This window comes from Burkholderia ambifaria AMMD, assembly GCF_000203915.1.
GTDB classification, from domain to species: Bacteria; Pseudomonadota; Gammaproteobacteria; order Burkholderiales; family Burkholderiaceae; genus Burkholderia; species Burkholderia ambifaria.
Window position 1 is genome coordinate 2776691 of sequence record NC_008390.1, and the last position, 18751, is coordinate 2795441.

Consider the following 18751-nt stretch of genomic DNA (forward strand, 5'->3'; position numbering starts at 1 on the left):
CCGGTTACGCCGAGAACGCCCGGATCATGCCGGCGGCCACCGTGTGGTGCGTCGCCTCGTCGATCAGCACGAATGCGCCCGTGCCCGGATGTGCATCGTACGTGTCGCAGACGATCGGCTTCTGCAGCGTCAGCGCAACGCGGCCGATGTCGTTCATCTTCAGTTCCTGGCGGTCGGTCGCTTGCGACAGCGTATGCACGTCGAGCACTTCCTTGACCGCGCCGATCTTCGCGAACACCGTGCTCGTGGTCTGCTTCAGCAGATACTTGCGCTGCGGCGACAGCGGCGTCTCGTCGAACCAGCACAGGTCGGCCTCGAGCTTCTTCGCCGGCTCGACCGGCTCGGCGGTCGTGACGAACATGTCGCCGCGCGATACGTCGACATCCTGCTCGAGGCGAATCGTCACCGTCTGGCCCGCGAATGCGTGCGCGACGGACGCGGTGCCGCCCGGCACCGGCGCGACAATCTCGGCGACCGTCGCGGTGCGGTTCGACGGCAGCACGACGATTTCGTCGCCGACCTTCACCTCACCCGATTCGATCCGGCCCATGTAGCCGCGGAAATCGTCGGCCGAGCTGCCGTCCTGGCGTGCGACCCACTGCACCGGGAAGCGCAGCGCGTCATGCGCCTGCGTCTCGACCGGCAGCGACTCGAGCACGTCGAGCAGCGGCTCGCCCGCGTACCACGGCATGCGTTCGCTCGCACCGACGATGTTGTCGCCCTTCAGCGCCGACACCGGCACGAAGCGCACGTCGGTCAGGCCGAGCTGCTTCGCGAGCGTGATGTACGCGTCGCGGATCTCGTTGAAGCGCGCTTCGCTGTAGTCGACGAGGTCCATCTTGTTGATCGCGACGATCACGTGCTGCAGCGCGAGCAGCTTCACGATCGCGCTGTGGCGCTTCGTTTGCGGCAGCAGTTGCGCGACGCCGTTCTCGAGCGTCACGCGCGTCGCGTCGACCAGGATGATCGCCGCATGCGCGGTCGATGCGCCCGTCACCATGTTGCGCGTGTACTGCTCGTGGCCCGGCGTGTCGGCGATGATGAACTTGCGCTTCGCAGTCGCGAAATAGCGGTACGCGACGTCGATCGTGATGCCCTGCTCGCGCTCGGCCTCGAGCCCGTCCGTCAGCAGCGCGAGGTCGAGCTCGTCGCCGACGGTGCGCTTGTTCTTCGCGCGCGACAGCGCGGACAGCTGGTCGGACAGCACGGCCTTGCTGTCGTACAGCAGGCGGCCGATCAGCGTGCTCTTGCCGTCGTCGACGCTGCCTGCGGTGATGAAGCGCAGCACGCCGAGGTCTTCGGTGTTCTCGATGATGCTCATGATGTGAATGTCCTCGTGTGCTTCAGAAATAACCTTGCTTCTTGCGCTGTTCCATCGCGGCTTCGGAGGCCTGGTCGTCCATCCGGGTCGCGCCGCGTTCGGTGATCTCGGTCACGGCCGTCTCGGCGATGATCTTCTCGACGTCGTCCGCATCGCTCGCCACCGGGCACGTGCAGCTGATGTCGCCGACCGTGCGGAAGCGCACCTGCGCGATCTCGCTCGTCTCGCCTTCACGCATCGGCGTGAGCGGCGTGACGGGCACGAGCAGCCCGTTGCGGCGCACGATCTCGCGCTCGTGCGCGTAGTAGATCGACGGCAGTTCGAGGTTCTCGCGTGCGATGTACTGCCACACGTCGAGTTCGGTCCAGTTGGAGATCGGGAACACACGCAGGTGCTCGCCCTTGTGCAGGCGGGCGTTGTACAGGCTCCACAGTTCCGGGCGCTGCGCCTTCGGATCCCACTGGCCGAATTCGTCGCGGAACGAGAAGATCCGCTCCTTCGCACGCGCCTTCTCTTCGTCGCGGCGCGCGCCGCCGATCAGCGCGGTGTAGCCGTGCTGCTCGATCGTCTCGAGCAGCGTGACGGCCTGCGCGGCGTTGCGCGAATCGGTTTCGCGGCGCAGCACGACCGTGCCGCGCTTGATCGAATCCTCGACGTGGCCGACCACCAGCTCGGCGCCGAGCTCCTGCGCACGGCGGTCGCGGAAGTCGATCACTTCCTCGTAGTTATGGCCCGTGTCGATGTGCACGAGCGGGAACGGCAGCGTCGTCTTGCGGTTCGCGCCGAGGCCGAAGGCCTTCAGCGCGAGGTGCAGCACGACGACCGAATCCTTGCCGCCCGAGAACAACAGCGCCGGCTTGCTGCACTCGGCGACCAGCTCGCGCAGGATGTGGATCGACTCGGCTTCGAGCCAGTCGAGGTGGCCCATGCGGTTGTCGGCACCGGTGGGCGGGGCAAAGGCGGATTGCTCGAGCGTCGTGCTCATGATTTCAGTCCTTCTCTTCTGGGTTCGTGCCGCCCGCTGTCGCAGGCGGCGCAATATTCGGTTTCTGGTCGGCTGTCAGTGCGCGGCGCCGGCTTCGGCGTTCGCGGGAATCGGCGTGATCGTGATGTGCAGCCCGCATTCCTTCGTGTCGCGCGACTCCCACCACCAGCGGCCCGCCCGGCTGTCCTCGCCGGGACGGATCGCGCGGGTACACGGCTCGCAGCCGATGCTCGGGTAGCCGCGCGCATGCAGCGGGTTGACCGGCACGTCGAACGCCTTCAGGTACGCCCACACGTCGGCTTCCGTCCAGTCGGCGAGCGGGTTGTACTTCGCGATCCCGCGCCCTTCGTCCTGTTCTTCCTCGTGCAGCTCCGCACGCGTGACCGACTGCTCGCGACGCTGGCCCGTGACCCACGCGCCGACGTCGGCCAGCGCACGGTTCAGCGGCTCGACCTTGCGGATGTGGCAGCACGACTTGCGCAGCTCGACGCTTTCGTAGAACGCGTTCAGGCCGTGCTCGGCGACGTACTGGTCGACCGCGTCCTGCTGCGGGTGAAACTGCTCGATCTCGTAGCCGTAGCGCTCGCGCACGCGGTCGATCATGCCCAGCGTTTCCGCGTGCAGCCGGCCGGTGTTCAGCGAGAAAATGCCGATCGACGCGCCCTTCGACAGGATCGCGTGCGTGAGCAGCATGTCTTCCGCGGCAAGGCTGCTCGCGAACTTCACCTTCTCGTGCCGGGCGCCGATCTGCGCGAGCAGCGCATCGAGGCGCTCGACCTTCGCGGCGAGTTCCGGCGTCAGTGCGGCGGCGGTCGCGGTGCTCATGCGCTCACCTTCGCGTCGGGCGTCGCTACGTCGGCGGCGGCGCGGCGGCGGAACAGCGGCGCCGGCTCGTCGAACGCGCCCTGGTAACGCTGCGTGAATTCGCCGAACGCGTTCAGCGCGTCGTGGATGTCCTTGTCGGCACGCACCGCGAACGCGTCGAAGCCGCAACGCGACATGTACAGCAGCTGATCGCGCAGCACGTCACCGATCGCGCGCAGCTCGCCGGTCCAGCCGTGGCGCTCGCGCAGCAGGCGGCCGATGCTGTAGCCGCGGCCGTCCGCGAAGCGCGGGAATTCGACGGCGATCAGCGAGATCGCGCCGAAGTCGGCCACGAGCTCGGCCGGCTCGCTGTCGGGCGCGAGCCACACGCCGAGTTCGTCCTTCGTCTTCGCGGCGAGGAGCGCCGCGCGCTCGGCCTGCCACAGGGTGAACGGCACCAGCACCTTGCCGGCCGGCAACGCGTCGACCGCGGGCAGCGCACCGTCTTCCGCCGCGCGCACGACCTGCCATGCGTCGTCGATCACTGCGCGGTTCTTGATAATCGAAGCCATCTGCAAATTCCTTCTAGCCGGTTGGTTACGCGTTCACTGCCTGGCGCGCCGCATACACGCGCTCCTTGAACGGCGCGATGCCGATGCGGTCGTACGTGTCGATGAAGCGCTCGCCGTCGATGCGCGCCTCGACGAACGTGTCGATCAGCTTCGCGATCACGCCCGGCACTTCTTCCGCCGAGAACGACGGCCCGATCACGCGGCCGAGGCGCGCGCCGTTGCGGCCCGTACCCTGCTCGCCGCCGAGCGACACCTGGTACCACTCGGCACCGTCCTTGTCGACGCCGAGGATGCCGATGTTGCCCACGTGATGATGACCGCACGAGTTCATGCAACCGGAAATATTCAGCGACAGGTCGCCGAGGTCGTACACGTAGTCCAGATCGTCGAAACGCTGCTGGATCGCCAGCGCGATCGGGATCGACTTCGCGTTCGCGAGCGAGCAGAAGTCGCCGCCCGGGCACGCGATGATGTCGGTCAGCAGGCCGACGTTCGGCGTCGCGAAACCGGCCGCCTTCGCCTTTTCCCACAGCGCGAACAGGTCGCGCTTCTTCACGTTCGCGAGAATCAGGTTCTGCTCGTGCGACACGCGCAGTTCGCCGAACGAGTACGCGTCGGCCCAGTCGGCCACCAGGTCCATCTGCGCATCGGTCGCGTCGCCCGGGGCCACGCGGTGGTCCTTCAGCGACAGCGTGACGGCGGCATAGCCCGGCACCTTGTGCGGCGCGACGTTACGCTCGACCCAGCGTGCGAACGCCTTGTTCTCGAGCAGGTGCTGTTCGAACGATGCGTCGGTGTCGGCGAGCTTCTCGTAGACGGGCGGCAAGAAGGACTGCGACACGCGGTCGAGCTCGGCCTGCGTGAGCGTCGACGGGCCGTCCTTCAGGTGCTGCCACTCTTCCTCGACCTGCTGCGCGAACTTCGCGGGCGACAGCGCCTTCACGAGGATCTTGATCCGCGCCTTGTACAGGTTGTCGCGGCGGCCGTAGCGGTTGTATACGCGCAGCACGGCTTCGCAGTAGGTGAGCAGGTGCTGCCACGGCAGGTCTTCCTTGATCACCGCACCAACGATCGGCGTGCGGCCGAGGCCGCCGCCCGCGAGGATGCTCGCGACCACTTCGCCCTGCGCGTTCTTCTTCAGGTACACGCCGAGGTCGTGGATCTGCACGGCCGCGCGGTCGTCCTTCGAGCCGGACACCGCGATCTTGAACTTGCGCGGCAGCCATGCGAATTCGGGATGGAACGTCGACCACTGGCGCAGGATCTCGGCCCACGGACGCGGATCGATCTCCTCGTCCTGCGCGACGCCGGCGAACTGGTCGGCCGTGATGTTGCGGATGCAGTTGCCCGACGTCTGGATCGCGTGCATCTGCACCGATGCGAGCTTCGCGAGAATCTCCGGCGTTTGTTCCAGCTCGACCCAGTTGAACTGGATGTTCGAGCGGGTCGAGAAGTGGCCGTAGCCGCGGTCGTGTTCGCGGGCGATGCGCGCCAGCATGCGGAGCTGGTCGCTGCGCAGGTTGCCGTACGGAATCGCGATGCGGTGCATGTACGCGTGGCGCTGCATGTACAGGCCGTTCTGCAGGCGCAGCGGACGGAACTCGTCTTCGCTCAGCTCGCCCGACAGGCGGCGGCGCACCTGATCGCGGTACTGTGCGACGCGTTCGTCGACGATCGTCTGGTCGTACTGGTCGTACTGATACATTCGGGGACCCCAGGGTTTTCGTGGTGACCGCGCGACGTCCTAGCCACGTCGCGCCCGGATCTCCGTTCCGTCGCCACCGCCGGCGGCCTTCCGCTGCCCGGCTGGATTGCTAATGACGAAAACAGATATCCATATTTGAAAAACTCCGGTGAATCGTAATAAACTCGCCTTATATTTCAAACGACTAAAAAATTCTGTTGATATGCGGAAGGGTTATAAATGAACCTGCACCAATTTCGCTTCGTGCGCGAGGCCGTCCGGCAGAATTTCAACCTCACCGAGGCCGCCAAGGCGCTCTACACGTCGCAGCCGGGGGTTTCGAAGGCGATCATCGAGCTCGAGGACGAGCTCGGGGTCGAAATCTTCACGCGGCACGGCAAGCGCGTGCGCTCGCTCACCGAGCCCGGCAGGATCATCCTCGCGTCGGTCGAGCGGATCCTGCAGGAAGTGGAAAGCCTTAAAAGGGTCGGAAAAGATTATGCGGCGCAGGATCAGGGCAACCTGACGATCGCCGCCACCCACACGCAGGCGCGCTACTCGCTGCCGGCCGCGATCGCCGAGTTCAAGAAGCGCTTCCCGAAGGTGCACCTGTCGATCCTGCAGGGCAGCCCGACGCAGGTCGCCGAGATGGTGATCCACGACCAGGCCGATCTCGCGATCGCGACCGAGGCGATCGCCGACTATAAGGAACTCGTGTCGCTGCCCTGCTTCCAGTGGCATCACGCGGCCGTGGTGCCGGCCGACCACCCGCTGCTCGAACGCAAGCCCGTCACGCTGGACGATCTCGCGCAATACCCGCTGATCACGTACGACGATGCGTTCGCGGGCCGCAAGAAGATCAACCATGCGTTCGCGCTGCGCGGGCTGTCGCCGGACATCGTGCTCGAGGCAATCGACGCCGACGTGATCAAGACCTATGTCGAACTCGGCCTCGGCGTCGGGATCATGGCCGACATCGCGTTCAACCCGGAGCGCGACCGCAACCTCCGGCTGATTCCGGTCGGCCACCTGTTCGGCAGCAACGTGACGCGCGTCGCGCTCAAGCAGGGCGCCTATCTGCGCAGCTATGTGTATACGCTCGTCGAGCTGCTGTCGCCGACGCTGAACCGCAAGCTGATCGAGCAGGCGCTCAAGGGCGAAGCCGAATCGTACGAGCTTTGACCAGCGCCCTAAGGTCGGTCGCTTCGCGCCAGATGCCTCGCGGGATCAAGAACACCTTGGGGCGGCCGGCGTTTTCTCGAAGCGGCGTGTACGTGTATAACCACAGGGGCGCATATCGCGCCCCTTTTCGTTGCCCGACGGAGATTCCCGCATGACGCTTCCCGCCCTGTTGCGCCGCGCCGCCGGCGCCGCCTTCGTGCTCGCGTGCACGGCCGCGCATGCCGACCTGAAGGTCGGCGTCGACCTGTCGTCCACCGGGCCGGCCGCCGCGATCGGCATCACCAGCAAGAACGCGATCCTGATGTGGCCGAAGACGATCGCCGGGCAGCCGGTGCAGGTGACGGTGCTCGACGACGCGTCGGACCCGGGCACCGCCGTGCGCAACATCCGCAAGCTGGTCGACGAGGATCACGTCGACGTCGTGGTCGGGCCGAACATCACGCCGGCCGCGCTCGCGGCGCTCGACGCGGTGGCGGCCGCCCAGACGCCGATGATCACGCTGGTCGGCTCCGGCGCGATCGTCGAGCCGCAGGAAGGCGCGCGGACCTGGGCGTTCAAGATGGCGCAGAGCGACAGCGCGATGGCTGACGTAATGACGCGCTACATGGCCAATCACGGCGTGAAGACGGTCGGCTTCATCGGCTTCGCGGACAGCTACGGCGACAGCTGGCTGAACGAATTCACGCGCTTCGCGCAAGTGCGCAAGATTCGCGTGATCGCGACCGAGCGCTTCAACCGCACCGACGCGAGCGTGACCGGCCAGGCGCTGAAGCTGATCGCGGCGAAGCCCGACGCGATCCTGGTCGCCGGCTCGGGCACGCCGGCCGTGCTGCCGCAACGCACGTTGATCGAGCGCGGCTACAAGGGCGCGATCTATCAGACGCACGGGATCGCGACGCCCGAGTTCATCAAGCTCGGCGGCAAGGACGTCGACGGGACGCTGTTCCCGACGCAGCCGGTCGTCGTCGCACGCACGTTGCCCGCCGACCATCCGGCGCGCAAGGCGGCGCTCGCGTTCGTCGACGCCTATGAAGCGAAATACGGCGCCGGCACCGTCACGCAGTTCGCGGGCGACGCGGCCGGCGTGTACCCGCGCCTGGCGGACGCGGTCGGCCGCGCGCTGAAGACCGCGCAGCCGGGCACGCCGGCCTTCCGCGCGGCGCTGCGACGCGAACTCGAACGCGCGAACGAGCTCGTCGTGCCGAACGGCGTCGTCAATACCAGCGACAAGGATCACGTCGGGCTCGATCAGCGCGCGAGCGTGATGGGAATCGTCAAGCAGGGCCGGTTCGTCTATCTCAGCCAGTAACGCGCGAACGGGGCGCCGCGCGGCTTGCCCCCCGCCCCGTTTTCCGCCATAATCCGCAGTTCGCCGCGCGCAACTGCAGCGCGGCCAGGATCAAAAAGCCCAGGTGGTGAAATTGGTAGACGCAGGGGACTCAAAATCCCCCGCCGCAAGGCGTGCCGGTTCGATTCCGGCCCTGGGCACCAGCATTTCGCAGCGTCATGCGCTGCACTCGAAACCCGCGCAAGCTCGCTGCTTCGCGGGTTTTTTGTTTTTCGGCCGTGTGCCGCCGTTTCCGAGGTCCAAGCATCGTGATGAACGCGCGGCACGGAGGCAGGCCATGTCGATGCGCACGATGTCATCCGCGCTCTGCCGCGGCGCGCTCGCGGTGGTGCTCGCCCTCGCGCTGGGCAGATGCGCCGTGCTGACCGCGCCGCCCGTGCCCAACTGACCGGGGCCGCATGCGCCTTATCCCTTCCCCGACAACATCCCTCATCGCACCGAATGACCGGCCGCCTTGCGCGGTACACGTTCAGCCCGTCAGCTCCCGCACGAAATCGAGAAACACGCGCACCTTTGCGGAAACGAGATTCGACGCATGGTGATACGCGTAGAGCGGGAATGTCTCGTCCGCCCATTCCGGCAGCAGTTGCACCAGCCGCCCTTCCGCAAGGATGTCCCTCGCATAGAGCTCCAGCAGCTGCGCGACGCCCTCACCGCCGACGCATGCGCCCAACAGCGCCCCCGTATCGTTGACCGTCAGCCGCCCGGTGGCGTCGAACGGCACCACCTCGTCGCCGCGATGGAATTCCCATCCGTACGGACGGCCCGTCACCGGATCGCGAATCAGCACGCAGCGGTGCCCGTCCGCGAGATCCCGCGGGTGCCGCGGCTCGCCGTGACGCGCGACATAGGCCGCCGACGCGCAGGTCAGCACGTGCGTCTCCAGCAGCAGCCGCGCACGGTATGACGACGGCTCCGGAATGCCGAAACGCACCGCCACGTCGAACCCGTCGGCGACGAGGTCGCCCATCCGGTCGCGCACGCTGATCTCGACGGACAGCTCGGGGAAGCGGTCGAGGAATTCGGCCATCCTCGGCGCCAGCACGTAGTGGCCGAAGGTGCCGTCCACGTTGACCCGCAGCCGTCCCCTGACACGCGCCCGGGAACGGCCGGCGTCAACCGCCGCCTCCTCGATGCCGGCCAGCAGCGGCGCGACCGCCTCGTAGAAGCGCCGCCCCTCGTCGGTCAACGTGATCGCGCGCGCCGTCCGGTTGAAGATCCGGATGCCGACGCGCTCTTCCAGCCGCGCGACCGCGCGGCTCACCGCCGGCTGCGTCAACCCCATCGCCTCGCCCGCGCGCGCGAAGGTACCGGCCTCGATCACCGCCGAGAGCACACCGATACCGCTGAGGAGCCTGCTGTCGAATGCCATGAGACATACTTTTAGTCATTCTTGATCTGATCATTATTCATTATTTTTATTGACCGAGGAAGCCTACATTAGTCCTGTCGCCGGATCGCACGGCACTCACGAACCAAGGAGCAGGACATGAACGCATCGAAACAGGTCGCCCTCGTCACGGGCTCGTCGCGCGGCATCGGCGCGGAAATCGCCCGCCGCCTCGCCCGGGACGGCTTCCGGGTCGTCGTGAACTACGCGGGCGGCGCCGGCCCGGCGCGCGAAGTGGTCGACGCGATCGCCGCGAACGGCGGCGAGGCCATCGCGGTACAGGCGGACATCGCCGACCCGGCGGCGGTGGCCGCGCTGTTCGATGCGGCCGAGCAGGCATTCGGACACATCGATGTGGTCGTCAACAGCGCGGGTGTGATGAAGCTCGGCGCGATCGCCGACTACGACGACACCACGTTCGACCAGACCGTCGCGATCAACCTCAAAGGCACCTTCAACGTCAGCCGCGAGGCGGCAAAGCGCGTGCGCCACGGCGGCCGCATCGTCAACCTGTCGTCGACGATGGTGGGCGTGCGTCTGCCCACCTACGGCGTGTACGTTGCGACCAAGGCAGCCGTCGAGGGACTGACGCAGGTCCTCGCGCAGGAAATGCGCGGCCGCGGCATCAGCGTGAACGCCGTCGCGCCGGGGCCGGTCGCGACCGAGCTGTTCCTGGAGGGCAAGAGCCCCGAGCAGGTCGATCGCCTGGCGAAGATGAACCCGCTCGAGCGGCTGGGCCAGCCCGCGGACATCGCCGGCGTCGTCGCGTTCCTCGCCGGCCCCGACGGCGCGTGGGTCAACGGCCAGATCCTGCGCGCCAACGGCGGCATGTGCTGACCGACGCAGGAACCGCGCACACCAGACTAGGGCCGCCCGCCGGGGCCGCCCCACCCGCTTGCAGGAGATCGATCATGAAGGAAGTCATTCTCGTCACCGGCGCGTCCAGCGGCTTCGGCCTGCTGACGGCCCAGGCGCTCGCCCGCGCCGGCCATACGGTCTATGCGTCGATGCGCGAGAGCGCCGGGCGCAATGCGCCGCGCGTCGCCGCCATCGCCGACTACGCACGCGAGCACGGCGTCGACCTGCGCACCGTCGAACTCGACGTCGGCGACGACGCATCCGTCGCCGCCGCGATCGAGCGCGTGATCGCGGACAACGGCCGCCTCGACATCGTCGTCCACAATGCCGGCCACATGGTGTTCGGCCCGGCGGAAGCGTTCACGCCCGATCAGCTGGCGCGGCTCTACGACATCAACGTCGTGTCCACGCAGCGCGTGAACCGGGCCGTGCTGCCGCACCTGCGCAGCCGGGGCCGCGGCCTGCTCGTGTGGGTGTCGTCCTCGTCGGCGCGCGGCGGCACGCCGCCGTTCCTCGCACCCTACTTCGCCGCGAAGGCCGCGATGGATTCGCTCGCGGTGTCCTATGCGGCCGAGCTCGCGCGCTGGGGCATCGAAACATCGATCGTCGTACCGGGCGCGTTCACCCACGGCACGAATCACTTCGCCCACGCGGGCAAGCCGGCCGATGCGGCGGTGCAGGCCGCGTACGACGACGGCCCCTACGCGAGGGTCGCCGAGCAGGCGTTGCAAGGCCTCACCGCACTCGAGCCCGCGGACGCCGATGCCGCCACCGTCGCGACGGCGATCGTCGACATCGTCGCCGCGCCGTCAGGCAAGCGCCCGTACCGCGTATTCGTCGATCCGTCGCAGGACGGCGCGGAGGAAGTGTTCCGTATTGGCGATCGCATTCGCCGCGAGATGTTCCGCAACATCGGACTCGCCGACCTGCTCGCGCCCCGCGTCGGCAACTGATCGCGCCGCGCGCCGGGCCGGCCGGCGCGCATCAGTCTCGCTCGCAGAATCCGAGGATTGCCTCCGCGACCGCGGCCGGCGCCTCCCGCTGTGGAAAGTGCCCCACGCCGTCCAGCACCTGTCGCGCGTAGCGTCCCGTGAAGAACCGCTCGCGCCCGGCCGAGCTGTCCGGGTGATTGCAGGCATCCGCGCCGCCATGCAGCACCAGCGTCGGCACCGACAGCCGCGGCGCCGGGTTCAGCCGCGCGTCGTCCTCCGCATAGGCCGGCGTGCCGGGCGCGAAGCCCCACCGCTGCCGGTACGAATGCAGCACGACGTCGATCCAGTCGGGCCCGTCGAACGCGGTGGCAGCTGCGTCGAATTCCGCATCGCGGTACCAGCCCGGCGGCGACCACGTATCCCACATCAGGCGCGCGAACGCGCGCCGGTCGTCGCGCAACGCCTGCTCGCCGCGCGGCGTCGCCATGAACCAGTGATACCAGTAATTGCGCGCCTGCAGCAGCGACAGCGGCTGCGCGGGATCGTTGGTGCCGTAGCCGACCGACAGCATCACCAGGTGCGACGCGACGCCGTCGCGCAGCCCGCATGCGTTCGCGACCGCGCGGGCGCCCCAGTCGTGTCCGACCAGCACGGGCCGCTCGAGGCCGAGCACGTCGACGAATTCCAGCACGTCGCGCCCGAGCGCCGCGAGCTGGCCGCTGCGCGGCGCCGTCGTATCGCGAAAACGGGTCGGCGCGAAGCCGCGCAGCGCGGGCGCGAGCACGCGGTAGCCGCGGACAGCCAGCGCCTGCGCGACCGTCTCCCAGCCGACCGGGCTGTCCGGCCAGCCGTGCAGCAACACGGCCACGCGTTCGCCGCGCGGATTCCATTCGAGATAGGCGAGTTCGAGCGACGCGGTCGTCGCGAATCGATAAGCAGTCATCGTGCACTCCGGTGAGTCGTCTGAAGGTCGATGGTAGACCCGCCTCTCATCACGATTCGCGGCGTATCATGATCCATTCTTCGAATATCGCGTTGAATCGACCCATGGAACCAACCGATCGCGCATCGACCGCGCTCGACATCGCGCTGTTGCGCACCTTCCTCGAAGTCGTCGACAGCCGCGGCTTCGCGCCGGCCGCTGAGCGCCTCGCGCTGACGCCGTCCGCGGTCAGCGGCCACATCAAGCGGCTCGAGCAGGCAGCCGGCACGGTGCTGCTCGCGCGCACCACGCGCCGCGTCGCGCTCACGCCGGCCGGCGACACGCTGTACGCGTACGCGCGCAACATCGTCGACATGGAGCGCGAAGTGCGTGCCCGGCTGCGCGGCGCGCCCGCGCATGGCCGGCTGCGCGTCGGCGCGTCGGAGGACTTCGCGGGCACGTGGCTGCCGCAGGTGTTGCGCACGTTCCGCGACAACCATCCGCGCACGTCGATCGAACTGAAGGTCGGGATCACCGCGTCGCTGCTGCGCGAGCAAGCGCTGGGCCGGCTCGACGTCGTGTTCGGCAAGCAATGCCGGCAGGTCGACGCACCGGGCGAACTGCTATGGGAAGAGCCGCTCGTGTGGGCGTTCGCGTCGGATACGGCGCTCGATGCCGAGGGCGACGTGCCGCTCGCGCTGTTTCCGGAGCCGTGCGTGTACCGGGAAGCCGCGGTGTCCGCGCTCGCCGCCGCGCTGCGGCCGTTTCGCGTGCTGTTCGAAAGCGGCAGCATGGCCGGGTGCGTATCGGCCGCGCTCGCCGGCTTCGCGGTCACGGCGCTCGCGCGCAGCCAGTTGCGCGACGGGCTGCGCGCATGCGGGCCCGACGACGGCCTGCCGACGCTGCCGGCCGCGCGCTTTCATGCGTTCGCGTCGAAGCCCGACGGTGCGGCAGCCGCGCTGATCGACGCGGTGCGGGCCACCGGGCGCAGCCGGCAGTTCGCCGTGCGGTCCGGCTGAACATGCACGCTGCGACCGCGACACCCGTCGACAAGCTCGCCCCTGCCGATTTCGGTCGGCGCAGGCAAACGCGGCGCCCTTTTCAGGCGCCGCGCGCGGCCGCGCCCGTGTCGTTCAGCGCATTCGCCATCAACTCCCCGAACCACTCGATGAACGCATTGAGCCGCCGCGACCGGTGCCGGCGATGCGGATACACGGCCGATACGTCCATCGGCGCGGCGCGATGGCCGGGCATCACCTCGACCAGCGCGCCGCTGTCGAGCAGGTGCGCGACGTCGAAGCGCGGAATCTGGATCAGCCCCATCCCGGCGATGCAGCTCGCGATATAGGTTTCGGCGTTGTTGACGATCACGCGGCTCGGCAGCGTCAGCGTGTGCTGCCCGCCGTCCGCGCAGTATTCCCAGCCGAGTTCGCGCCCGGTCGTCGGCGACGCATAGCCGATCGCCCAGTGTCCGTGCGCGAGCGCATCCGGATGCTCGGGCACGCCGCATTCGCGCAGGTAGTCGGGGCTCGCGCAGTTGATCAGCACGAACTGCCCGAGCGGCCGCACGACGAGGCTGCTGTCCGCGAGCCGTCCGACCCGGATCGCGCAGTCGACACCCTCCTGCACGAGATCGATCGTGCGGTCCGTCGAGCCGAGCGACAGCTGTAGCTTCGGGTGGCGGCGAAACAGCGACGGCAGTGCCGGCGCGATCACGCGGCGCGCGATCCGGCTCGGCGCATCGACGTTCAGCCGCCCGACCACGTCGCGATCGCGACGCCGGAACAGCCGGTCGAGTTCGTCGGCTTCCGCGAGCAGGCGCCGACCGCGCTCGAGCAGCAGCGCGCCGTCGGCGGTCAGCTGAACCTGTCGCGTCGTGCGGTGCAACAGGCGCGTGCCGAGCGCCGTCTCGAGTTGCTGGACAGCGGCCGATACGGTCGCGCGCGGCACGTCGAGCGCATGCGCGGCCTTGATGAAGCTGCCCATCTCGGCAACCTGAAGGAAGATTCTGACCTGGTCCAGCTTGTCCATCGGAGCAAAACGTAGGTTCGGACGACCGTCGCCGGCACCCGCCGCATGGCGCGGCCGAGTTCGAGGGCACAGGAAAAGAGGGCGCGCGGCTTGGTGGCCGCGCGCCCGTCCATTGTCCATGCAAACGGTCCATTGCGGGCGGCCGCGCGCACGCGGCGCCCGCCGGCACGGCCCGTTACTTGGTCGTATAGCCGCCGTTGATCAGGATCGTCTGGCCGGTTATCCACCAGCCGTCGGTCACGAGATGACGGATGAACGGCACGACGTCCTCGATGTCGGTGAGGCCCGTCTTGCTGAACGGCGACAGCGCGGCCGCCGTCTTGTGATACGCGACCGCGTCGGCGCCTTCGGCCGGATAGAAGAACGGCGTGTCCATCGGACCCGGCCCGACCGCCGTCACCGAGATGCCGCGCGCGCCGTACTCCTTCGACGCGGCGCGCGTGAAGTGCTCGACCGGCGCCTTCGACCCTTCGTAGGCCGCATAGAACGGCGTGAACGCGCCGAGCAGCGACGTCACGAGCGTGACGAGCTTGCCGTGATCCTCGAGGTGCCGCCCCGCCTCCTTGATGAAGAAGAACGCCGACTTGCTGTTCACCGCGAACATCTCGTCGTATTCGGCCTCGGAGATGTCGGTGAACGGCTTCTTCAGCACCTTGCCGACGGTATTGATCGCGATGTCGATCTTGCCGAAGCGCTGCTTCGCGTCGTCGAACAGCTTCTCGACTGCAGCGGCCGTCGTGAGGTCGGCCTGGAACGTCGCGGCCTGCGCGCCGGCCGCCCGCACGGCGGCAGCCGTCTCTTCGGCCTGCGCCTGCGACGCCGCGCTGTTGTAGTGAATCGCCACCGCCTTCGCGCCGTGGCCGGCCAGGTCCCGGGCGATCAGGCCACCGAGATTCTTGGCGCCGCCTGCGATCAGGACGACCTTGTCTGCGAGCGTGTGAGTGGCCACGGTTGACTCCTTTCAGCGTTGAATGAGCTAGGAGTGTAGGCACGCACGACGCGACGGTCAGCCGGGCACGGCTGGATGAATTATCCAGAAAAACGATCCAATCATTCGGCCGGAATGGTGGGCTGCCGCAAAGACGGCGTCCGGTCGATCTGTCCGACGCGACACGCTAGCGGCGGCGGCCTGCCGGCTCAACAGCAGCGAATCGAATGGCATGACTTTCCGTGAAGAATGACCGCGCACAGAGCACCGGGAGCTTCCCGGTGCGAGCGCGTTCGTGCCGGTGCCGCCCCGCCGCTTGATAGAATGCGCGCGCTATGGATCTCGAAAGCATTCTCTACACGCAGGGCTTCGGCTCGCGCCGCCAGTGCCGCGGCCTGATCGAAACGGGCCGCGTCACCGTCGCGGGCGCGAGCGCGACCGACCCCGACGCGTCGTTCGACACCGACGGCCTCGTCTTCACGGTCGACGACACCGCCTGGCCGTTCCACGCCCGCGCGTATCTGGCGCTCAACAAGCCGGCCGGCTACGAGTGTTCGCGCGACCCGCAACACCACGCGAGCGTGTTCAGCCTGCTGCCCGCGCCGCTCGTCGCACGCGGCGTGCAGTGTGTCGGCCGTCTGGACCAGGACACGACGGGCTTGCTGCTGCTGTCCGACGACGGCCAGTTCGTGCACGCGTACACGTCGCCCAAGCGCAAGGTGCCGAAGACCTACGTCGCGACCGTGCGCCATCCGCTCGACGACACCCAGCTGAACGCGCTGCGCGCCGGCGTGCAGCTCCACGGCGAGCCGAAGCCGATCGCGGCGGTCGCCGCCCACGCGCGCGACACGCACGCGCTCGCGCTGACCGTCCTCGAAGGCAAATACCATCAGGTGAAACGCATGGTCGCGGCGGCCAGCAACCGCGTCGAGGCGCTGCACCGCGAAAGCATCGGCGGCTTCACGCTGCCGGAGGATCTCGCGCCCGGCGCGTGGCGCTGGCTCGGGGAACGCGAGCTGTCGGCGCTGCGCGATCCCGTCAAAACCCTCTAAGGGAAAATCCGCACGACCGTTCGGTGTCTGGCCGCATCTCGGCCGCACGATCCCCCGCTATACTGAAATCACAAGCTGTATGAGCAGCGATGCAGGGGGAGACACATCATGAACATCAATCATTCGTTGGAACTGTCGTACGTGATGATCGCGTTCGCGGTCATGGGCGTCATCGTGATCGGCGCACTGCTGGCCATGATGCACAGGAAGCACAAATACAGTCCGAACCTGATCGGCGCGCTGATCGGCGCGTTGCTGTGCTTCCTGCTGATCGAGGCGCTACCGGCGCTGACCTGACGCGCCGCGCGGCGCGAGCGTTTGAAGGAATTCGTCTACGGTCGGGTAGCGCAACGTCACGCACAATTCGGTCTTGAGCCGGGCATTGGACAGGCGCCGCGATTCGCGCATGAATGACAGCAACGTCGGCTCGAGCTGATGCTCGGCGTCCGCGCGGCTGATGCGCGGCGGCGGCGGCAGGCCGAACACCCGCGCGACCCGGTCGAAATACTCTCCCATTCGCAGTTCGCTGTCGTCCGACGCGTGCACGGCGCGCGCCGGCTTGCCGCGCACGGCCGCGCGGCGCAGGATCGTCGCGAGATCGTCCGCGTGGATGTGATTCGTGTAGACGTCGTCGGCCGCATCCAGCGCCGGCGTGCCGCGCTCGAGCCGTGCGAGCGGCAGCCGGTTCGCCGCATAGATGCCGGGAATGCGCACGATGCGCGCGGACAACGCGCCGCGCACCGTCGCCGCCCGCAACTGACGCTCGGCCGACACGCGCCGGAACGCGCGCGGATTCGCGGGGCGCAGCGGCTGCGTTTCGTCGATTCGCGCCCCGCCGCAATCGCCGTAGACGCCCGTCGTGCTGGCGTAGACGAGCGTCGGCGCGCGAAGGGCGTCGGGTACAATACGCGCTGCCCGACCGGGCGCGCCGGCCTGTCGGGTCGCCCCGCGCAGCGTGCGAAGCCGGCCGACCGCGGACACCGACGGTGCGGCGGGTCGCCGCGCAGGCACGGACAATGCGGCGATCAGCGCACGGGTGCGGCGATCGTCGCTGCCGTCGGACTGCGGCGGCGCCAGATGCAGGATCGTGCGGGCGAGCCCGGCGATCCGTCGGAGCGTCGGCCGGCGATCGAGGTCGCCGACGATCGGCGTCGCGCCTGCCGCGCGCAATTCGTCGCAGCGGCCCGGATGGCTCGTCAGCGCGACGATGCGCAGGTCGCGGCGCGCGGCGCGCCATTGCGCGACGCAGCGCAGGCCGACGTCGCCGCAGCCGACGATCAGTGCGCGCGGGCGGCGCAGGATTCGAGTCGCGATCATGTTGGTTGCGAAATCAGTAGCCACCGTTGCGCGGCGCGCAACGGGTTTGCATTGTAGCTGCCGTGCGCGACATGCACGGTCCCCACATTTTGTTCTATTTGGTTCTATGGCATTCAACGTTACTCTCAAGCAAAGCGGCCGGCAGTTCCAGGTCGAGTCGGACGAAACCGTGCTGGCGGCGGCGCTGCGCCAGAACGTCCATCTGCCGTACGGGTGCAAGAACGGCGCGTGCGGCTCCTGCAAGGGTCAGATCGTGTCGGGCCAGATCGAACAGGGCCCGCACGCCGCGTCCGCGCTGTCCAACGACGAGCGCACGCGCGGCCTCGCGCTGCTGTGCTGCTCGAAGGCGCAATGCGACCTCGAGATCGACGTGCGTGAGATCGCCGGCGTCGACGGCGTGCAGGTGAAGAAGCTGCCGTGCCGGATCGCCGCGCTCGAGCGCCGCGCCGACGACGTGATGGTCGTGAAGCTGCAGCTGCCCGCCAACGAGCGCCTGCAATACCTCGCGGGCCAGTACGTCGAGTTCATCCTGAAGGACGGCTCGCGCCGCAGCTACTCGATGGCGAACGCGCCGCACGAGGAAGGCCCGGTCGAGCTGCACATCCGCCACATGCCGGGGGGGAAGTTCACCGATCACGTGTTCGGCGCGATGAAAGAGCGCGACATCCTGCGCTTCGAAGGCCCGCTCGGCACGTTCTTCCTGCGCGAGGATTCCGACAAGCCGATCGTGCTGCTCGCGTCGGGCACCGGCTTCGCGCCGATCAAGGCGATCATCGAGCACGTGAAGCACACGGGCATCACGCGCCCGATGACGCTCTACTGGGGCGCGCGCCGCAAGAAGGATCTCTACCTCGGCGAGCTCGCCGAGCAATGGGCGCGCGAGATCCCGAACTTCAAGTACGTGCCGGTGCTGTCCGAGCCGGACGACGCTGACCAGTGGACCGGCCGCACCGGCTTCGTCCACCGCGCGGTGATCGAGGATCTGCCCGATCTGTCGGGCTACCAGGTGTACGCATGCGGCGCGCCGGTGATGGTCGAATCCGCGCAGCGCGACTTCACGCAACACCACGCGCTGCCGGCCGACGAGTTCTACGCGGACTCGTTCACGAGCGCCGCCGATCTCGCGCATCCGGTCTGAGCACCGGGCGCGCCCGCGCCTGCCGCTGCGCGCCGCCGTGTCACATCCGTGGCATCGCGGCGGTTTACAGTGGGGCGCGGGATGCCTTATGCTTGCGCACATGAACCGCTTCCTGTCCGCTCTCCGACGTCGCCGCTCGCCGCTCCGCCCGGATGCCGCCGGCTCGTCACGGACTCGCGCGTAACCCTCCTCCGCTTCACCGGTTACGCACAAGCTGTTCGATCCACCAGCCACGGCCTTCCGTGGCTTTTTTATTGCCCGTTTCCCTTTCAACGCCCGCTGGAGTC

The 18751-nt window shown here is 68.1% G+C and carries 18 protein-coding genes and 1 tRNA gene; 9 read left to right on the top strand and 10 right to left on the bottom strand.

Annotation, left to right across the window (positions count from 1 at the left end; all coding sequences use genetic code 11):
- Positions 1–4 precede the first annotated feature (4 nt).
- From BAMB_RS12735 to BAMB_RS12755, 5 genes are all read right to left on the bottom strand, one after another.
- Complete coding sequence (locus BAMB_RS12735) at positions 5–1321, bottom strand: sulfate adenylyltransferase subunit 1 (RefSeq protein WP_011657684.1); 1317 nt, start codon at positions 1319–1321, stop codon at positions 5–7.
- A 22-nt stretch (positions 1322–1343) separates the two neighbouring features.
- A complete protein-coding gene (gene cysD, locus BAMB_RS12740; protein WP_011657685.1) occupies positions 1344–2306 on the bottom strand; it encodes a sulfate adenylyltransferase subunit CysD in 963 nt (320 codons plus the stop codon).
- A 75-nt stretch (positions 2307–2381) separates the two neighbouring features.
- Positions 2382–3131, bottom strand: a complete 750-nt coding sequence (locus BAMB_RS12745; RefSeq protein WP_011657686.1) for a phosphoadenylyl-sulfate reductase — start codon at positions 3129–3131, stop codon at positions 2382–2384.
- Positions 3128–3682: a DUF934 domain-containing protein gene (locus tag BAMB_RS12750; protein ID WP_011657687.1), complete on the bottom strand. Its 555-nt coding sequence runs from the start codon at positions 3680–3682 to the stop codon at positions 3128–3130. Before BAMB_RS12750 ends, BAMB_RS12745 begins: the two co-directional genes overlap by 4 nt.
- Positions 3683–3707: 25 nt before the next feature.
- Positions 3708–5387, bottom strand: a complete 1680-nt coding sequence (locus BAMB_RS12755; protein WP_011657688.1) for a nitrite/sulfite reductase — start codon at positions 5385–5387, stop codon at positions 3708–3710.
- A 219-nt stretch (positions 5388–5606) separates the two neighbouring features.
- Between BAMB_RS12755 and BAMB_RS12760 the strand changes: the two genes are divergently transcribed.
- From BAMB_RS12760 to BAMB_RS12770, 3 genes are all read left to right on the top strand, one after another.
- Entirely contained in the window at positions 5607–6548 is a 942-nt protein-coding gene (locus BAMB_RS12760; RefSeq protein ID WP_006750027.1) for a CysB family HTH-type transcriptional regulator, read from the top strand.
- 151 nt (positions 6549–6699) lie between these two features.
- Positions 6700–7857: an ABC transporter substrate-binding protein gene (locus BAMB_RS12765; protein ID WP_011657689.1), complete on the top strand. Its 1158-nt coding sequence runs from the start codon at positions 6700–6702 to the stop codon at positions 7855–7857.
- 97 nt (positions 7858–7954) lie between these two features.
- A tRNA-Leu gene (locus tag BAMB_RS12770) sits at positions 7955–8039 on the top strand.
- A 326-nt stretch (positions 8040–8365) separates the two neighbouring features.
- On the opposite strand, the gene BAMB_RS12775 is transcribed toward BAMB_RS12770, so the two are convergent.
- Complete coding sequence (locus BAMB_RS12775) at positions 8366–9268, bottom strand: LysR family transcriptional regulator (protein ID WP_006750030.1); 903 nt, start codon at positions 9266–9268, stop codon at positions 8366–8368.
- Between the two features lie 117 nt (positions 9269–9385).
- On the opposite strand from BAMB_RS12775, the gene BAMB_RS12780 reads away from it, so the two are divergent.
- Positions 9386–10123: an SDR family oxidoreductase gene (locus tag BAMB_RS12780; protein ID WP_011657690.1), complete on the top strand. Its 738-nt coding sequence runs from the start codon at positions 9386–9388 to the stop codon at positions 10121–10123.
- A 74-nt stretch (positions 10124–10197) separates the two neighbouring features.
- Positions 10198–11097, top strand: coding sequence for an SDR family oxidoreductase (locus tag BAMB_RS12785; protein ID WP_011657691.1), 900 nt, complete (start codon positions 10198–10200; stop codon positions 11095–11097).
- 31 nt (positions 11098–11128) lie between these two features.
- On the opposite strand, the gene BAMB_RS12790 is transcribed toward BAMB_RS12785, so the two are convergent.
- The gene (locus tag BAMB_RS12790; protein WP_011657692.1) at positions 11129–12019 is read right to left on the bottom strand and encodes an alpha/beta fold hydrolase; all 891 of its coding nucleotides are present in this window, start codon (positions 12017–12019) and stop codon (positions 11129–11131) included.
- A 104-nt stretch (positions 12020–12123) separates the two neighbouring features.
- On the opposite strand from BAMB_RS12790, the gene BAMB_RS12795 reads away from it, so the two are divergent.
- Positions 12124–13017 carry a LysR family transcriptional regulator gene (locus tag BAMB_RS12795; protein WP_011657693.1) on the top strand — a complete coding sequence of 298 codons (894 nt, stop codon included), beginning with the start codon at positions 12124–12126 and terminating at the stop codon, positions 13015–13017.
- Between the two features lie 82 nt (positions 13018–13099).
- Here the strand turns inward: BAMB_RS12795 and BAMB_RS12800 are convergent, their stop codons facing one another.
- The gene (locus BAMB_RS12800; RefSeq protein WP_011657694.1) at positions 13100–14029 is read right to left on the bottom strand and encodes a LysR family transcriptional regulator; all 930 of its coding nucleotides are present in this window, start codon (positions 14027–14029) and stop codon (positions 13100–13102) included.
- A gap of 175 nt (positions 14030–14204) precedes the next feature.
- Positions 14205–14978, bottom strand: a complete 774-nt coding sequence (locus BAMB_RS12805; protein WP_011657695.1) for an SDR family oxidoreductase — start codon at positions 14976–14978, stop codon at positions 14205–14207.
- A gap of 314 nt (positions 14979–15292) precedes the next feature.
- Here BAMB_RS12805 and BAMB_RS12810 point away from each other — a divergent pair, with 314 nt between their 5' ends.
- Both BAMB_RS12810 and BAMB_RS12815 read left to right on the top strand, forming a co-directional pair.
- Entirely contained in the window at positions 15293–16009 is a 717-nt protein-coding gene (locus BAMB_RS12810; RefSeq protein WP_011657696.1) for a pseudouridine synthase, read from the top strand.
- A 108-nt stretch (positions 16010–16117) separates the two neighbouring features.
- Entirely contained in the window at positions 16118–16306 is a 189-nt protein-coding gene (locus BAMB_RS12815; RefSeq protein ID WP_011657697.1) for a hypothetical protein, read from the top strand.
- On the opposite strand, the gene BAMB_RS12820 is transcribed toward BAMB_RS12815, so the two are convergent.
- Positions 16289–17326: an NAD-dependent epimerase/dehydratase family protein gene (locus tag BAMB_RS12820; protein WP_011657698.1), complete on the bottom strand. Its 1038-nt coding sequence runs from the start codon at positions 17324–17326 to the stop codon at positions 16289–16291. The genes BAMB_RS12815 and BAMB_RS12820 overlap by 18 nt on opposite strands.
- A 106-nt stretch (positions 17327–17432) precedes the next feature.
- Here BAMB_RS12820 and BAMB_RS12825 point away from each other — a divergent pair, with 106 nt between their 5' ends.
- On the top strand, positions 17433–18464 hold the full coding sequence (locus tag BAMB_RS12825; RefSeq protein ID WP_011657699.1) for a CDP-6-deoxy-delta-3,4-glucoseen reductase: 1032 nt from the start codon (positions 17433–17435) through the stop codon (positions 18462–18464).
- Positions 18465–18751 lie beyond the last annotated feature (287 nt).

Coding starts and splice junctions, on each gene's coding strand:
- BAMB_RS12760 (WP_006750027.1), top strand. CDS start 5,607: ATGAACCTGCACCAATTTCGCTTCGTGCGCGAGGCCGTCCGGCAGAAT.
- BAMB_RS12785 (WP_011657691.1), top strand. CDS start 10,198: ATGAAGGAAGTCATTCTCGTCACCGGCGCGTCCAGCGGCTTCGGCCTG.
- BAMB_RS12735 (WP_011657684.1), bottom strand. CDS start 1,321: ATGAGCATCATCGAGAACACCGAAGACCTCGGCGTGCTGCGCTTCATC.
- BAMB_RS12765 (WP_011657689.1), top strand. CDS start 6,700: ATGACGCTTCCCGCCCTGTTGCGCCGCGCCGCCGGCGCCGCCTTCGTG.
- BAMB_RS12745 (WP_011657686.1), bottom strand. CDS start 3,131: ATGAGCACCGCGACCGCCGCCGCACTGACGCCGGAACTCGCCGCGAAG.
- BAMB_RS12775 (WP_006750030.1), bottom strand. CDS start 9,268: ATGGCATTCGACAGCAGGCTCCTCAGCGGTATCGGTGTGCTCTCGGCG.
- BAMB_RS12825 (WP_011657699.1), top strand. CDS start 17,433: ATGGCATTCAACGTTACTCTCAAGCAAAGCGGCCGGCAGTTCCAGGTC.
- cysD (WP_011657685.1), bottom strand. CDS start 2,306: ATGAGCACGACGCTCGAGCAATCCGCCTTTGCCCCGCCCACCGGTGCC.
- BAMB_RS12755 (WP_011657688.1), bottom strand. CDS start 5,387: ATGTATCAGTACGACCAGTACGACCAGACGATCGTCGACGAACGCGTC.
- BAMB_RS12790 (WP_011657692.1), bottom strand. CDS start 12,019: ATGACTGCTTATCGATTCGCGACGACCGCGTCGCTCGAACTCGCCTAT.
- BAMB_RS12780 (WP_011657690.1), top strand. CDS start 9,386: ATGAACGCATCGAAACAGGTCGCCCTCGTCACGGGCTCGTCGCGCGGC.
- BAMB_RS12815 (WP_011657697.1), top strand. CDS start 16,118: ATGAACATCAATCATTCGTTGGAACTGTCGTACGTGATGATCGCGTTC.
- BAMB_RS12795 (WP_011657693.1), top strand. CDS start 12,124: ATGGAACCAACCGATCGCGCATCGACCGCGCTCGACATCGCGCTGTTG.
- BAMB_RS12810 (WP_011657696.1), top strand. CDS start 15,293: ATGGATCTCGAAAGCATTCTCTACACGCAGGGCTTCGGCTCGCGCCGC.
- BAMB_RS12800 (WP_011657694.1), bottom strand. CDS start 14,029: ATGGACAAGCTGGACCAGGTCAGAATCTTCCTTCAGGTTGCCGAGATG.
- BAMB_RS12750 (WP_011657687.1), bottom strand. CDS start 3,682: ATGGCTTCGATTATCAAGAACCGCGCAGTGATCGACGACGCATGGCAG.
- BAMB_RS12820 (WP_011657698.1), bottom strand. CDS start 17,326: ATGATCGCGACTCGAATCCTGCGCCGCCCGCGCGCACTGATCGTCGGC.